The organism is Antrihabitans stalactiti (assembly GCF_012932915.1).
GTDB lineage: Bacteria > Actinomycetota > Actinomycetes > Mycobacteriales > Mycobacteriaceae > Antrihabitans > Antrihabitans stalactiti.
This window is the reverse complement of record NZ_VCQU01000001.1, coordinates 410,264-423,889: the sequence shown is the minus strand read 5'-3', so window position 1 is coordinate 423,889 and position 13,626 is coordinate 410,264. Positions and strand designations below refer to the sequence as shown.

13 protein-coding genes are annotated in these 13,626 nt (G+C 62.6%); 9 read left to right on the top strand and 4 right to left on the bottom strand.

Features of this window, described 5'->3' with window-relative positions; genetic code table 11:
• Window position 1 precedes the first annotated feature (1 nt).
• From FGL95_RS02115 to FGL95_RS02100, 4 genes are all read left to right on the top strand, one after another.
• Window positions 2–1,273: an MCE family protein gene (locus tag FGL95_RS02115; protein ID WP_169584517.1), complete on the top strand. Its 1,272-nt coding sequence runs from the start codon at window positions 2–4 to the stop codon at window positions 1,271–1,273.
• A complete protein-coding gene (locus tag FGL95_RS02110) occupies window positions 1,270–2,400 on the top strand; it encodes an MCE family protein (RefSeq protein ID WP_169584516.1) in 1,131 nt (376 codons plus the stop codon). The genes FGL95_RS02115 and FGL95_RS02110 overlap by 4 nt, the downstream gene beginning before the upstream one ends.
• On the top strand, window positions 2,400–3,611 hold the full coding sequence (locus tag FGL95_RS02105) for an MCE family protein (RefSeq protein WP_169584515.1): 1,212 nt from the start codon (window positions 2,400–2,402) through the stop codon (window positions 3,609–3,611). The genes FGL95_RS02110 and FGL95_RS02105 overlap by 1 nt, the downstream gene beginning before the upstream one ends.
• A 119-nt stretch (window positions 3,612–3,730) precedes the next feature.
• Window positions 3,731–4,321 carry a TetR family transcriptional regulator gene (locus FGL95_RS02100; RefSeq protein WP_169584514.1) on the top strand — a complete coding sequence of 197 codons (591 nt, stop codon included), beginning with the start codon at window positions 3,731–3,733 and terminating at the stop codon, window positions 4,319–4,321.
• 93 nt (window positions 4,322–4,414) lie between these two features.
• Here the strand turns inward: FGL95_RS02100 and FGL95_RS02095 are convergent, their stop codons facing one another.
• The 3 genes from FGL95_RS02095 to FGL95_RS02085 form a co-directional block, all read right to left on the bottom strand.
• Complete coding sequence (locus FGL95_RS02095) at window positions 4,415–4,984, bottom strand: twin-arginine translocation pathway signal (protein ID WP_169584513.1); 570 nt, start codon at window positions 4,982–4,984, stop codon at window positions 4,415–4,417.
• Window positions 4,981–5,499, bottom strand: a complete 519-nt coding sequence (locus tag FGL95_RS02090; protein WP_169584512.1) for a hypothetical protein — start codon at window positions 5,497–5,499, stop codon at window positions 4,981–4,983. Before FGL95_RS02090 ends, FGL95_RS02095 begins: the two co-directional genes overlap by 4 nt.
• A 130-nt stretch (window positions 5,500–5,629) precedes the next feature.
• Window positions 5,630–7,237 carry an MFS transporter gene (locus FGL95_RS02085; protein ID WP_169584511.1) on the bottom strand — a complete coding sequence of 536 codons (1,608 nt, stop codon included), beginning with the start codon at window positions 7,235–7,237 and terminating at the stop codon, window positions 5,630–5,632.
• A 140-nt stretch (window positions 7,238–7,377) separates the two neighbouring features.
• On the opposite strand from FGL95_RS02085, the gene FGL95_RS02080 reads away from it, so the two are divergent.
• From FGL95_RS02080 to FGL95_RS02065, 4 genes are all read left to right on the top strand, one after another.
• Window positions 7,378–8,082: a TetR/AcrR family transcriptional regulator gene (locus FGL95_RS02080; protein ID WP_169585195.1), complete on the top strand. Its 705-nt coding sequence runs from the start codon at window positions 7,378–7,380 to the stop codon at window positions 8,080–8,082.
• Between the two features lie 161 nt (window positions 8,083–8,243).
• The gene (locus FGL95_RS02075) at window positions 8,244–8,696 is read left to right on the top strand and encodes a universal stress protein (RefSeq protein WP_169584510.1); all 453 of its coding nucleotides are present in this window, start codon (window positions 8,244–8,246) and stop codon (window positions 8,694–8,696) included.
• Between the two features lie 162 nt (window positions 8,697–8,858).
• Window positions 8,859–10,022, top strand: a complete 1,164-nt coding sequence (locus FGL95_RS02070) for an alkane 1-monooxygenase (RefSeq protein ID WP_169585194.1) — start codon at window positions 8,859–8,861, stop codon at window positions 10,020–10,022.
• 44 nt (window positions 10,023–10,066) lie between these two features.
• Window positions 10,067–11,185 (top strand): hypothetical protein, encoded by a 1,119-nt coding sequence (locus tag FGL95_RS02065; RefSeq protein WP_206071379.1) that lies wholly within the window; start codon window positions 10,067–10,069, stop codon window positions 11,183–11,185.
• Between the two features lie 61 nt (window positions 11,186–11,246).
• Here FGL95_RS02065 and FGL95_RS02060 read toward each other — a convergent pair whose 3' ends face one another.
• On the bottom strand, window positions 11,247–12,020 hold the full coding sequence (locus FGL95_RS02060) for an SDR family NAD(P)-dependent oxidoreductase (protein WP_169584508.1): 774 nt from the start codon (window positions 12,018–12,020) through the stop codon (window positions 11,247–11,249).
• Between the two features lie 195 nt (window positions 12,021–12,215).
• On the opposite strand from FGL95_RS02060, the gene FGL95_RS02055 reads away from it, so the two are divergent.
• Window positions 12,216–13,622, top strand: coding sequence for an MFS transporter (locus FGL95_RS02055; RefSeq protein WP_169584507.1), 1,407 nt, complete (start codon window positions 12,216–12,218; stop codon window positions 13,620–13,622).
• The last annotated feature ends 4 nt before the right edge of the window (window positions 13,623–13,626 follow it).

The following is a 13,626-nucleotide window of genomic DNA, read 5'->3' as shown; positions in this document are numbered from 1 at the left end:
CATGAACCGCAAGACCATCACCGCTGTAGCGACCGCGAGCATTCTCGCTGTGCTCGCGGTCCTCGCTTACGTCGTTGTGCCGAAGTTGACCTCGCGCAGAGTGATTGCCTATTTTCCTGCAGCAGTCGGACTGTTCCCGGGTGACGACATTCGGATTCTCGGTGTCGATGTCGGCTCGGTCGACAAAATCGAACCCGAAGGCACTCGGGTCGCCGTCCACATGAGAATCGACAAGAAGTGGGAGCTGCCTGCTGACGTCCAAGCGGTCCTCATCGCGCCGACGCTGGTGACGACGCGGTTCGTGCAGCTCACTCCTGCCTACACAGGCGGGCCGACCCTGGCCGACGGCGGCACCATTTCCGAAGACCACACGGCGATGCCGGTCGAATGGGACAAGATCAAGGAACAGCTCGCGCGACTGACGAAAACACTAGGGCCACAAGCGGACAGCGGCGTCATCGAAACCGGCAGCCTGGGCGAGTTCGTCACCGATGCTGCGGACAATGCGCGCGGTAACGGGGCGACTCTGCGCGAGACTCTGGCCAATCTCGCACGCGCAACAACCACGCTGTCGGACGGCCGAACCGATCTGTTCGCCATGGTGCGTAACTTGTCGGTGCTGGTCGATGCGTTGTCACAGAGTCACCAGCAGATCGTGGCCTTCAACGATCACCTCGCCTCGGTCACCGAATTGTTCGCTCAGAGCGAGACGTCCTTGGGCGCTGCCGTCGCCGACCTCGATCAAGCGGTTATCGACATCCACCAGTTCGTGGTCGACAACAAAGACGGAATCGACACTGCCGTAGCCAAACTCGGATCTGCTACCCAGGCGCTGGTGGACAAACGGCGCGACCTCGAACAAGTCCTGCACGTCGCGCCCACGGGGTTGGTGAACCTGAGCAACATCTATCAACCCGCCCAGAATTCGCTCACCGGAGCACCGTCGCTGGCGAACTTCTCGAATCCTGTCCAGTTCATCTGCTCGGCCATCGCTGCGGCTGGAGAGCAGGGTGCTCAGGAGGCCACCAATCTGTGCATCCAGTATCTTGGCCCGCTCCTGAAAACCATTGCATTCAACTATGTTCCGCTCGGTGCAGTGATCGGAAACTCGATCGGGGCCACACCGGATCAGATCGACTACAGCGAGCCGGGACTGGAAGGCCCTGTGCCGACTGCCGGAGATTCCCAGCTGCGGATTCCGCCGCCGGCCCCCGTCGTTCCCGGCTTGCCGGGTCTGTTGTTGCCCGGACTCCCGGAAGTGGGTGCACGATGAGCGTTCTCGCGCGCAGATCAGCAATCGTATTGTGCGGCCTGATAATTGGGTCCACTCTGACCGGCTGCGGTTGGACCGGACTGAACCAGCTGGCTCTACCTGGGACGGTGGGTACCGGCGAAGGTTCGTGGACCGTCGATATCGAGATGCCCGACGTGTCGACACTTACCGAGAATGCCCGCGTTCGAGTCAATGACGTCAACGTAGGAACGGTGCGCCGAATCCGGGTCGAAAACGACCATGCGTTGGTGTCGGTCTCGCTTGAACCTGACGTCGAACTGCCCGCGAACACGTCTGCAAAGGTTGGCGTGACGAGCTTGCTGGGTTCGGCGCATTTGGAGCTCATCGCGCCGACCGAGCATGGGGCAGGGAAACTGCACGACGGCGATCGAATCCCGCTGGAACGGGCGGGGGAGTACCCGACAACCGAGCAGACGTTGTCGACGCTGTCTGTCCTGCTGACCGGCGGCGGGGTCGGCAAGCTCGAGGAGATCAACCGCGAGGTGGGCGAGGCGCTTGGCGGTCGTGAAGACGTCGTCCGCAATCTGCTCACGAACGTCGAAGATTTCACGCGCCGCCTCAACGATCAACGCGACGACATCATCCGCGCGCTCGAAGGGATCGATCGATTCGCGAAAGTCGTTGCCGACGACCGCGTCATCGTCGACAACGGATTGCGTACGCTCGATCCCGCCCTCGCCACCCTGAACAAGCAGCGCGACGACTTGACCAACGCCATCACTGCGATCGGCGACTTCGCCGGTGCTGCGGACCGCGTGATCAGCGGCAGTCGAGCAGATCTCGATGTGAATCTGCGAGCCCTGGAACCTGCCCTGCGCGGTCTCGCGGACGCCGGCCCGGCGCTGCCGTCGTCGGCTTCGCTGCTGGCCACTGTGCCGTTTCCGCTCAACACCTATCGCAACGCCGTTCAAGGCGACTTCGCCAATCTCTTCCTGAACCTGGATCTGACGACCAAGCGGCTCGACACCGCGCTGCTCACCGGCACGCCCGCCATCGGCCAGTTGGCATCGCTCGGTGGTCTCATCGGGCAGCTGCCCCCGATACCACCGATCCAAGGCAATCCGCTGATCACACCGTTGAACATTCCCGGGCAAGGCGGTAACTGATGCTTCTCTCGAAATTCGTTCGCTACCAACTGATCGCGTTCTCGATCATCACCGTTGTCTCGGTCGGCTGGATCGTCGGTCAATACCTACGGGTGCCGGCGATGGTGGGGCTCGGCCGCAGCACGGTCGAGCTGGTGCTGCCGTCTGGTGCAGGTCTGTACGAGAAGTCGAACGTCACGTACCGCGGCGTCCACGTCGGCGTCGTCGATCACCTGCGAATCAAGGGCGATTCGGTGGTCGTCACGATGTATCTGGACGACAGCGTCGACATCCCGAAGACCGATCTCGCAGCCGAGGTGCACAGTCGGTCGGCGATCGGTGAGCAGTACATCGAACTGCTGCCGCAATCGGACTCGGGCCCGTACCTGCGGGATGGCGATACCATCGTCAGCACATCGATTCCGACCTCCACAAGCGAACTGGTCTCCACGCTCGACACCGCATTGCAAGACGTGTCCCGTCCCGATCTGCAAACCTTGATCGACGAGAGCGGCATAGCTTTCCGTAACTCCGGCAATGACATTCAGAAGATTCTCGATGGACTGAACAACTTCCTCGACGAGGGGCAGAAGAATCTCGCGCCGACGCTGTCGTTGATCGACAATGCCGGTCCGCTACTGGATACCCAGGTCGCGTCAGCCGGAAGCATTCATGCGTGGAGTGGTTACCTCCAGTCGATAACGACGTCGGTCGCTGCGAACGACGCAGGGCTGCGCGGTCTGATCGACCATGGCACGCCTGCCGCCATCGAGACGACCGACTTGTTCCGTCGCATCGCTCCGACGCTGCCAACCACCCTGGCGAACGTGAACTCGGTCGCAGATGTGCTGCGGATCTACAACCTGAGCTTGGAACAGATATTGGTCATCTACCCGCGCATGGCGGCAGCGATCCAGAGCGTCGTCAGGGGGTCGGAGCCGAACATGGGCAACCTCGACTTCAACCTGGGTGTCAACGCGCCGCCGCCGTGCACCACGGGCTACATTCCGCCCGATCAGCGTCGTTCGGGCGCCGACTACCTTCCGGTCGGCATCGATGCACCGGGGTATTGTGCAGTGCCCCAGGATGATCCAAGCGTGGCCCGTGGCGCCCGCAACTTTCCGTGTATGGAGGTGCCCGGTCGCCGGGCCCCAGACGTCGACGCCTGTCGCGACCCTTCCGGATACGTGCCGCTCGGCACGAATCCGCCGCTGGGAGCAGGGGAGAACTGACGCCACCCGCTGCGTACGCTTACGTTTGCGGGTCGGCTGGGTCGGTGTCGTGACCTTTAAGATGTGGACACTGGAAACATCCCGGCAGACCACGAGGTTCACGAGAGAGGCAGAAGCACGTGCATCTGACTGTGACGCGTGACGACTACTTCGAGGGCGCGATGAAGATTCTTGCGACGGAGGGTCATCACGCGCTGAAGATGTCGACGCTGTGCAAGATGCTCGGGGTCACGACCGGTTCGTTCTACAACTACTTCGGTAGCTGGGCGGAGTTCACGCCGCAGCTGCTGACCAACTGGGAAAAAGAGCAAACCCTTCGCATCGAGGAAGTCTCGAACGAGCAGGACGACCCGTTGAGTCGCATCGTCACGATGAAGGAGCTCTCTACGACACTTCCGCACGAGTCGGAGGCCGCGATTCGCGCCTGGAGCAACGGCGACCCCCTTGTCGCCGAGTTTCAGCGCCGCGTCGATGACGAGCGCGTAGCAGCGCTACGCGCAGTCGTGAAGACTCTTGTTCCCGACGACGCGAAGGCGGAACTACTGTCGCTGATGGGCGTCAGCCTGCTGATAGGAGCGCAGTCCTTGCGCAATCCGGTCGACCGCGACGAGTTGCATCGACTGTTCGACGAGTTCGAACGAACCGTTCGCTCGTATTCGCAGGTTCCGGAAGATGCTCGCAGATCAGAGTCACGATCACGCCGGCGGTAGCTGTCCGCGGAAGAGCAAGAATGCGATTGCTTTGACGATGTACTGAATTGGGTCGACCAGATCGATGATCATGAAGTAACCGTCTCTCGGTGATCAGGCGGGGTCGAATTTCGACACGAGCCACTTGCTGCTGTGCCGTTCGACCTCGATGCGGATTGTCGTTGTCGTGGTGGTCGGTTGGGTGACCTCGGCGGTGGTCGTCGATTGATTCACGAACACGAGCACAACCGCTTTGTCCTCACTGAAGTCCGAGATCGCTTTGCCGACAACGGTTGCCGACGTGCTGATCTTCTTCTCCTTGGCGGCGGGGGAGACTACGTCGCGAGTGAAGGTCCGGTAGTAATCGCCGAACGTGCCGGTGACCAAGCTGTTCGCCGCGTCGAGGTCGGCGTCGACGGTGTCGGATTTGTAGCTCAGTATCGCCGTGGCAGCGGACGCGGCTGAATCTACTGCAGCCTGCTGGCTTGCCTGATCGATCGCGTCATCTGCGGGCCTGGTGACGAAGAACAGGTACGCCCAGGCGCTGGCGGCCGCGACTGCGAGAAACACACTCAGTGCGAGGGCATTTCGCGCCCTGTTCCGTCGCGGCTTGCTCGGTGCGGATTCCTCTGCTGCCGTTTCGGGGATTTCCTGCGAAAGTTCCTCGATAGCTTGAACATTCATGCCACGAACTCCACATTCGACATTTTGTACTGCCCCTCGTCGTCGGACATTGTGACCCGCAGCCGCCAGCTCCGTGATTCGTTGTTGGCACCTGCGGCGTTGGTTACCGACGAGGTCGCCGTGACGAGCACGGTCGCCGACCCATCGCCGCGTGACTCGATACCTTGGGCCACGACGTCGCCTTGGGTTACCACCTTTGCTTGCTGGACGATGCCGATGAAGGCTTGTGACCGTGCCTCGAAGTCCTTTTTGAAGATGCCCGTCGATTGGTCGAGGACCTTCTGCACATCGTCGGCAGCGGACGTGTCGCGAACCGAGATCATGGCCGTCACGCCCGATCGGGCAGCGCTGAGAATCGCGGCGTCTCCGGCGCGCTGGTCTTCGCTGGTGTGATGACTCTTCAGGAGCGCAACAGACAACACCGTGAAAAGCACCGCTATGGCGACGAGCAGACACGACGCCGCATTGGTCTTGGTGAGCTTGCGCCGTGCGTCCGCGAGGGCGGGGAGTTTCATGGCTATCCGATCCGTCGGTCGTTCCGAGCGAAATATAAGATAACCTATGTTTGTTTTGATTGCAAGGAGCCCCTCACGGGCGCGGGATCCGGTTGGGGTGTGAACGGAAATGCGGGGGAGCGCCGGAGTTTCAGTTGGTGTCGCGGTGTGCGGCGTGCCCGCCGATTGCGACCGGTTCCTGTTCGCGATCCCTGTCGTGCGCGCTGGCGGGGAGTGGGACGTGGCCTCGGCCGGGGGTCCAGGGCGCGAGAACGATCGCGCTGACGACAATGATGATGGTCAGCACAAGCGAAGCCTGAGCGGTGCCATGGACGAAGGCGGCTTTGGCGAAGTCGGCCATCTGTTGCCCGGGCGGACCGGCCTGGTCGGCGACCTGCAGGGCAGCGGCGAGCGAGTGGGACACGGGTTCACGCGCTTGCTCGGGCAGTCGCGGCAGAACCGGATCGATTCGATTGCTGTAGCCGGCGGCGAGAACGCTTCCGGCGACGGCGATCCCGATTGCCGCGCCGATTTCTCGGGCGGCGTCGTTGACCGCCGCGGCTACCCCGTGCTTCTCCGGCGGTGTTTCCGCCACGATCGCCGCGGTGGCAGGTGCAGTGCACAGCCCCATCCCGACGCTCAAGATGAGCAGCGGCCACAGGATGTCGGCATACTCGGCGTCGGCATTCAGGCGGCTGATCAGGAACAACCCGGCCCCGATGAGCAGGAGGCCGGAGACGGTCACGATGCGTAAGCCGACGCGGTCGGCGAGCCAGGGCGCGATCAACGAAATCGATATCAGCGGCACCATGATCGGGGCGATCGCCAACGCCGACTGCAGGGGCCGGTACCCGAAAATCAGTTGGAGGAACTGCACCAGGAGCAAGAACACCCCGAACATGACGACGAACTGCAGGGTGATCGACATCGTGGCACTGGCGAATCCGCGTTGGGTGAACAACCGCAACTGCAGCAGTGGATGCTCGACGCGCAACTCGATGATGACGAAAACTGTTGCAGTAGCCAATCCGGCGCCGAGCAGGCCGAGGACGCCGATATCGTCCCAGCCGCGTAGTGGTGCCTCGGTCAAGGCGATGACAATGAGGCCGATCGCGACCGCAATGCTCACCGAACCGGCGGGATCGATCGCCGGGCGTTGTCGTTCAACCGATTCGGGAATGGTGAACGCCAAGATCACCAGTATCACGCCGGTGACGGTGGTCCCCGCGAAGATCGACGCCCACGACCACACTTCCAGCAGAACTCCCGAGCCGAGAGTGCCGAGCACGGCACCGGATCCGGCCACGCCTGCCCAGATCCCGACCGCCCGTCCACGTTGGTGCGCAGGAAGATCCGCGGTCAGGATCGACAGCGTGGAAGGCATCACGAATGCGGCACCGGCGCCGGCTACCGAACGCGCGGCGATCAGCGAAATCGGATCTTGCAAGAACAGCGGTACCGACGATGCGGCCGAAAACACCGTCAATCCGGCAATCAGGACCGCTCGGCGACCGTAGCGGTCACCTAAGGCACCCGCCGGCAGCACCAGGCAGGCGAGGGTGAGGGTATAGCCGTCGACAATCCACGTGAGCTGGCCCTGGGTTGCTCCGGTCGCGATTGCGATGTCGGTGAGCCCTGCATACAGCGCTGCCATCGACCCGATAACCAACGCCACGGACAGGCACGACACCACCAGCGTCCAATGGTGGGCGCGCGACAAACGCACACTCGCGGGGGAGGGCGAATCGATCGAATCCATCGAGCCTCCGATTTGTCGATACTAACGGTATCACTACGATACTATCGGTATCATAAATGCGGCCTGAACTCTAAATGCTGCCGACGAGACAAGGCGATCGACGTCGCACTTCGGTTTACCCTTCGAGGGTGGGTACAGAGATGAACGCCAATTCCCGGCGCTCAGCCGATGACGACGAGATCGATCCGCGTCGGCTGCGTTCGCGTGCGCGGTTGCTGGAGGCGGCAACGAGTTTGCTGAGCACCGGTGGGATCGAGGCAGTCACCATCGAGGCGGTGACGAAGGTGTCCAAGGTTGCCCGCACTACGTTGTATCGGCATTTCAGCAGCTCGACGCAGCTTCTTGCCGCTACCTTCGAACGTTTGTTACCGCACGTGGAGCCACCGCCCGCGGACGGGCCGCTGCGCGAACGATTGATCGAGCTCCTGAGCAGGCAGGCCGTGTTGATCGAGGAAGCGCCGATTCAACTGACCACGTTGGCATGGCTCGCACTTGGACCTGACGAGTCCGACGGCGATTCCGACGATCCGCACGAGGCAAGATCGCTGGGCGCCTTACGGAATCGCGTCGCAAATCAATATCGTGGACCGTTCGATCAGATTCTCGACAGCCCGCAAGCGAGATCCGCACTCGGCGATTTCGACCCGACCATCGCGTTGTCGCAACTCGTGGGGCCGATCGTCTTCGCTCGACTGACCGGGATTCATACTTTCGGCCACGAGGACTGTGTCCGTCTCGTCGACGACTTCCTCGCGGCCCGCCTTGCCCCGCTCGGCCCGGCAGATGCCGACGCGCTTCGCATCACGGCCGAAGCGGGGGAGGACACCTCCGCAGCCGCCCTGTAGCTACACCCTGCGCAACCGTCCGTGCTCGTAGGCGGCGCTTCGGTGCAGATAGAACGATACCAACAGTAGCGTAACGATACCAGAAGTGCTTGTATTGAACCGTGGGCCCGAAACCCCGAACTCTCACGCAATCCAGCTGAGCCACATGCCTTGGAGGATGAATGTCTGCATACCGCACGATCATCGTCGGCACCGACGGATCGGAATCGTCATTGAGAGCTGTGGATCGGGCCGGCGCGATTGCCGGAGATGCCAACGCACAGTTGGTGTTGGCCTGCGCGTACCACCCGGCTGGGCCGGCGGAGACCAGTGGCGCCGAGGATCTCCTCAAACATGACGGATGGGAAGTACACGGCGGTGCACCTGTTTTCAGCATGCTGCACGAAGCACGCGATCGCGCGACCGCGGCCGGGGCTCGAAACGTCGATGAACGTGCCGTCATCGGATCGCCGAGTGCAGGATTACTCTCCCTGGCCAAAGAGATGGCGGCGGACCTGCTGGTGGTAGGAAATCGTGGTCTCAACAGCGTCTCCGGACGATTTCTCGGGTCGCTCCCCGCAGAAGTAGCCCGCAAGTCTGTCTGCGACGTGCTGGTCGTTCACACGATCGCCTGAGGCGCGCGATTCCGCCGAAGCGTTGGTGCTGTCGCCTTCGGCTGACGGGCGGTGAGGTGGTTATCGAATCGGTCACGATCCGTCTGACGCGCTAACGGCATCTGCATGTGATCGATGTAGCAGTCGTCCGGTCGGGGTTGAAGAGTGATTTGGGGGCCGGAGATGGCGTCCGGTATCGAGACGTCGGAGTGGCGTGATCGCAAACGCTGGTTGTGGACGTTGGGTTTGATCGCCCCTGGATGCAGCGTGGTTCCGTCACAGTTGGTGCTGTGGACCGGTGTCGAGGTGTTCTGGTGGATCGGACCGATCATCGTATTCGTCATGATCCCGCTCATCGACGCTGTCGTCGGCGATGACGGGGTGAATCCGCCCGATGAGGTGTACGAGCGCCTCTCCAACGACCGGTATTACCGGTGGTGTACGTATGCGTTTCTGCCGGTTCAGGTGGTTGCGTTGTTCATTGCCGGCTACCTGTGGTCGCAGAATGCGCTCAGCGTCGTCGATAAGATCGGTATGGCTGTGACGGTCGGGGTGGGTTGTGGCATCGGCATCAACGCCGCCCACGAGCTCGGGCATCGTTGCCAGCGACACGAACGTTGGCTGGCGAAAGTTGCACTCGCGCAATCGGGTTACGGCCATTTCTACGTCGAGCACAACAAGGGTCATCACGCTCGGGTCGCTACACCCGAGGACCCGGCGAGTGCTCGGTTCGGCGAAAGTTTGTGGCAGTTCCTACCGCGAAGCATCGTCGGTGGTCTGCGGTCGGCCCTCGGTCTCGAACGAAGTCGCTTGCGCCGCAACGGCAAGCACTGGTTCAGCGTGCACAACAATCTATTGCAGGCGTGGGCGATGACCGTGGTGCTGTACGGCATTTTGCTCGGCGTGTTCGGGTGGCAGATCGCGCCTTACCTGGTTGTGCAGGCAGTGGTGGGATTCTGCCTCCTCGAGACCGTCAACTATGTCGAGCACTACGGATTGTTGCGCCGGCGATTGCCGAACGGTAGTTACGAGCAGTGCTCGCCGCGGCACAGTTGGAACAGCGATCGACTGGTGACCAATGTGTTCCTGTTTCATCTGCAGCGGCACAGCGACCATCACGCCAATCCGGGACGGCGATATCAGACGTTGCGGACCGTCGAGGAGGCGCCGCAACTTCCTGCCGGCTACGCCAGCATGGTTGTCCTGGCGACGATTCCACCGCTGTGGCGGCATGTGATGGATCGGCGAGTGCTCGCGCACTACGACGGCGACGTCTCTCGGACCAACATCCTGCCCAGCAAACGCGCACGAATCCTCGCCCACAACATGTCGGCTCGCAAGGTATAGAACCGGCACCGTTGGTACCGACGACTTGTGCACTGGGTTTGAGAATGTGCCGAGCGGGTACCGCGACAACCGTGCAGGGTGATGAGCGCCGTCGCGGTCGATCCGATGCGCCCGGTGCGCTGGTGTCAATCCTGTTGATCGCGGACCCGGGCGAGCCGGCCGCTGTCGCGGAGCGAATGTCGCAGAGTTTGCCGCGACGCCTGGGTGACCGGGACCTCGTCGAGCGGCGGTGGTCGGCGTGTGTACGTGCGGAGCCCTACCTGCCCGACGAACATGCCGATTTCGCGGATGTCATCGACACGGTCGATCCGTCCTCCGAGAAGGAGGACATCGTGGTCTATCTGACCGATCTACCGCGTCGCGAGGAGACACTGCCCGTGGTCGGTGAGGTCAGTTCCGTCCACCAGTTCGCGCTCGTTTCCGTTGCCGCCGTGGGCGGATTCCGTATCGAGGCTCGGGTCCGCATCGTCACCGAACTCGCCATCGCCCATATTCTCGCTGCGCCGGAACTCGCGCCCGGAGGTGGGCGACGGTTCCGGTCGGCGCCCAGTGAGGACGGTGTCCGGTTCTTCGCGCCCTCGGGACTGCGGCGCCTGCGACTGCTGGCAGGAATGGTGCGGGCCAACCGACCGTGGAGACTGGTCACTGGGCTGTCGAAGGTGCTGGTCGGCGCGTTCGCGACGGGTGCTATCGCATTGGCGACGAGCACGATCTGGCAGTTCTCCGACACGATGGGCCCGTGGCGGATGGGGGCGGCGACGGTGCTGTCGATCGCTGCGTTGATTTTGTGGCTGATCCTCGAGCACGAACTGTGGGAGCGGCCGCAGTCTGCGGCGGAGCGCGGTCGCTCGGTGCTGTACAACACCGCGACAGTCGTCACGTTGGTCATCGGGGTTGTCGTGCTGCATGTGGCATTGTTCTGTTTGCTGCTCTTCACTGCCGGCTTGACGCTGCCTCCGAAGCTGCTCTCGAACAGTCTCGGGCACGGGGTGCATGTGTCCGATTACCTCACCCTTGCATGGCTGTTGGCGTCCATCGCGACCATCGGTGGGGCGCTGGGGTCGGGACTCGAGGACGATGCCGCGGTCAAGGAGGCGGCCTACGGAGTTCGGCAGCGGCAGCGGATCGAGCAGACACGGAGTCGGGCTGACGAGACGGCGTGATCGTTGCCGAGCACAAACGCTGGTGACGCCGCGGGGCCACGATCGGACAAGCGATCGGAATTCAGTGGAGGTGGCTGCCGCCGTTGATGTCGAGGGTTGTGCCGGTGAGGTACGCGGCGTCGTCGGATGACAGATAGGTGATGGCGGAAGCAACTTCGCGGGTGGTGGCGACCCGGCCGAGCGGCACGTCGCGGCAGATAGCGGCCTCTTGTTCGTCGGTGCTGCCGGTGCGGATGTTGGTGTCGACGGCGCCTGGGGTGACGGCGTTGACGGTGACGCCGGTATGGCCGAGTTCGCGGGCTAAAGCCTTGGTGAACCCGAGGACGGCGGCTTTGGATGCCGAGTAGGGGACTTTGCCGAACACGCCGCCACCGCGTTGGGCGGATACCGAGGACATGTTGACGATGCGGCCGAAGTTGTTGGCGATCATGTCGGGGACGAAAGCTTTTGTGACGAGGTAGGTTCCAGTCGCGTTGACGGCCATGACCTTGTTCCACACGTCGAGCGTGGTGTCGAGGAACGGTACGGGTGAGGTGATGCCGGCGATGTTGGCGAGCGCGCCCACTGGGGGAAGATTGTGCGCGGCGACCTCTGCGGCGACGGCTTGGTAGGCACGCTGGACGGACGGTTCGTCAGCGACGTCGATGTCGTGACCGAAGGCGGGCACGCTGAATTCGCTGCCGATCTCTGCGGCGACTTTCGCTGATTTCTCGGCGTCGAGATCGAGAACGACTATGGCCCAGCCATCTTCGGCATATCGGCGTGCGGTGGCGAGTCCGATTCCGCGCGGCGAGGTCGCGCCGGTGATGACTGCAGTGCGTTGGGTCGGGGACATGAGCTGACTCCTGTTTCGGGCGTATGGTCCGCCAATTCGGTGAGTGATAGGGACCACACTAGATCTGTCTACTGTTAACAGTCAACTACCAACTGTTGAGCGTTGACATTGCGAGTGGGCTGGCTCACACTAGGCGTACTGTTGACAGTCAACAGGGCGGTCTCTGGAGAGCCGCAGCTCGAAGGAGAAGGTCGTATGAGTACCGAAACCCTCAGAATGCGAGGACCGGTTCACGGGACGAAGGACGCGAAGCGTGTCGCGGTCGGTTCCTCGGTCGGGGCGGTGATCGAGACCTACGACTTCATCGGTTTCGGTACTGCCGCAGCGTTGTACTTCGGTGACGCGTTCTTCCCGGGCCAGAGTTCGGTCGCAGGCACATTGGCTGCGTTCGCCACATTGGGAGTCGGCTTCGCCGCCCGCCCACTCGGTGGCGTGATCGGCGGCCACCTCGGTGACCGACTGGGCCGCAAACCAGTGCTCGTCGCGTCGCTGATCCTTATGGGCATCGCGACCTTTGCGATCGGTCTTCTGCCCACCTATGCGCAGGTCGGCGTGATCGCGCCAATCCTCCTGGTCGTGGTGCGCATCGTCCAAGGTCTGGCGTTCGGCGCGGAATGGGGCGGCGCAATTTTGATGAGCTACGAGCACGCGCCTTGGCGATCGAAAGGCAAGTACACCGGCATTGTGCAGGCTGGATTCCCGGTCGGGCTGCTGCTGGCCAACCTCGTGTTTCTCGGCAGCGTGCACCTCGGTGGCAGCTGGGCGTGGCGCGTCCCGTTCCTGGCCAGCATCGTGTTGGTAATCGTCGGTCTGATCATTCGTTCCAAGGTGCCCGAGTCGCCGGTGTTCGAGGACGTCAAAAACCAGGGCGGGGTCGTCGCCTCTCCGGTCCGTGCCGCGATCACGCAGGACTGGCGCAATATCCTGCGCGGAATCGGTCTGCGGGTGGCGGAGACGGCGGGCTATGCCGTGTCGATCACGTACATGATCTCGTATCTCCACAACGAAGGTCTGGCCGGCAAAACACAGACGTTGACAGCGTTGTGCGTCGCCGCTGGTATCGGCATCTTCGCCACCGCCGGCTGGGCCAGACTCACCGACCACATCGGTAGGCGGCCGGTGTATCTGGTCACCTGTTCGTTCGCCGCGCTGTTCGGCATTCCCATGTTCCTGCTGGTGAACACCGGTGTCTTCCTGCTGATCGTGGCCACGATCGTCATCGCCTACGCGGTCTGCCAGAACTCGCTTGCGGGCGCCCAGGGTGCGTGGTTCCCGGAACTGTTCGACGCCTCGCACCGAGCGTCTGGTGCCTCGCTCGCCTACCAGATCTCGGCGATGGTCTCCGGGTTCACGCCGTTCGTGACGACGCTGTTGTTCGTGTCGTTCGGTTGGGTCGGACCCGCGTTGCTGTTCACCATCTACTCCTTGATCGGACTGTGGGCAGCAGTGCTCACCAAGGAAACCTGGGGCCGCACCGAACGCCGCCTCGCGGCCGAGGCGGAGGCCGCCGCCGTCTCCGACGAGCCGACACCAGACCTGTATCACTCCATCCCGTCCACGAATGGGCAGTACGTCCCGCGCAAGCAAAAGGAACTTCTGTGAGCAC

Coding starts and splice junctions, on each gene's coding strand:
- FGL95_RS02065 (WP_206071379.1), top strand. CDS start 10,067: ATGTGCCGAGCGGGTACCGCGACAACCGTGCAGGGTGATGAGCGCCGT.
- FGL95_RS02080 (WP_169585195.1), top strand. CDS start 7,378: ATGAACGCCAATTCCCGGCGCTCAGCCGATGACGACGAGATCGATCCG.
- FGL95_RS02090 (WP_169584512.1), bottom strand. CDS start 5,499: ATGAAACTCCCCGCCCTCGCGGACGCACGGCGCAAGCTCACCAAGACC.
- FGL95_RS02060 (WP_169584508.1), bottom strand. CDS start 12,020: ATGTCCCCGACCCAACGCACTGCAGTCATCACCGGCGCGACCTCGCCG.
- FGL95_RS02105 (WP_169584515.1), top strand. CDS start 2,400: ATGCTTCTCTCGAAATTCGTTCGCTACCAACTGATCGCGTTCTCGATC.
- FGL95_RS02055 (WP_169584507.1), top strand. CDS start 12,216: ATGAGTACCGAAACCCTCAGAATGCGAGGACCGGTTCACGGGACGAAG.
- FGL95_RS02095 (WP_169584513.1), bottom strand. CDS start 4,984: ATGAATGTTCAAGCTATCGAGGAACTTTCGCAGGAAATCCCCGAAACG.
- FGL95_RS02110 (WP_169584516.1), top strand. CDS start 1,270: ATGAGCGTTCTCGCGCGCAGATCAGCAATCGTATTGTGCGGCCTGATA.
- FGL95_RS02115 (WP_169584517.1), top strand. CDS start 2: ATGAACCGCAAGACCATCACCGCTGTAGCGACCGCGAGCATTCTCGCT.
- FGL95_RS02070 (WP_169585194.1), top strand. CDS start 8,859: ATGGCGTCCGGTATCGAGACGTCGGAGTGGCGTGATCGCAAACGCTGG.
- FGL95_RS02085 (WP_169584511.1), bottom strand. CDS start 7,237: ATGGATTCGATCGATTCGCCCTCCCCCGCGAGTGTGCGTTTGTCGCGC.
- FGL95_RS02075 (WP_169584510.1), top strand. CDS start 8,244: ATGTCTGCATACCGCACGATCATCGTCGGCACCGACGGATCGGAATCG.